Source organism: Acidovorax sp. KPB24-07, from assembly GCF_057543315.1.
In genome coordinates, this window is record NZ_BAAJYS010000897.1 from 1 (window position 1) to 652 (window position 652).

Annotated in this window: 1 protein-coding gene; it reads right to left on the bottom strand. The window is 74.5% G+C overall.

What is annotated here, in order from left to right; all coding sequences use genetic code 11:
• A partial coding sequence (locus AC27IQ_RS26545; protein WP_487091456.1) for an NAD(P)/FAD-dependent oxidoreductase occupies nt 1-647 on the bottom strand: 647 nt, incomplete at its 3' end.
• Nucleotides 648-652 lie beyond the last annotated feature (5 nt).

Sequence of the window (652 nt, forward strand, 5' to 3'; positions counted from 1 at the left end):
AGCGCGAGCGTGGGCCGCGCCAGCAGGCCCGCGATGGCGGCCCAGGGCTTGGATGCGGGCGCGGTGTCGAGCACCGCCGCCACGCGCGCGCCGGCCTGCACGTACTGCGAGGCCACCAGGTACAGCAGCGGCCCGCTGCCCAGAAAGACGACCTGCGAACCGATGGCGCAGGCCTGCGCCTTCAGCGCGATCTGCGAGGCACCCAGGCTGTAGCAGCCGGCGCGGTGCCAGCCGGGCACGGGCATGAGGCGGTCGGTGGCGCCGGAGCACACCAGCAGCGCGTCGAACGGCAGCGTCTGCGGCTCGCCGGCATGCACCACGTGCAGTTCGCCGGCGGTCACGTTCCAGGCCAGGGTGTCGGGCCGGTAATCGACCGATGGGCGCAGGGCGTCGAAGTCGCGGTGCAGCGCCTGGGCCTTGCCGGCCTCGCTGCCGTAGAGCTTGGCGTAGGACCGCCTGAAGCCTTCGGGCTGGCGGCGGTAGATCTGCCCGCCGTCGCGCCGGCTTTCATCCACCACGGTGGGGCGCAGGCCGGCCTGCACCAGCGCCTGGGCGGCGCGCACGCCGGCCGGGCCGGTGCCGACCACCACGGATGCGGGGCGAGCCGGTAGGGTTAGTGACTGGGGTGGCGGTGGGGGTGCTGCCATGCCGC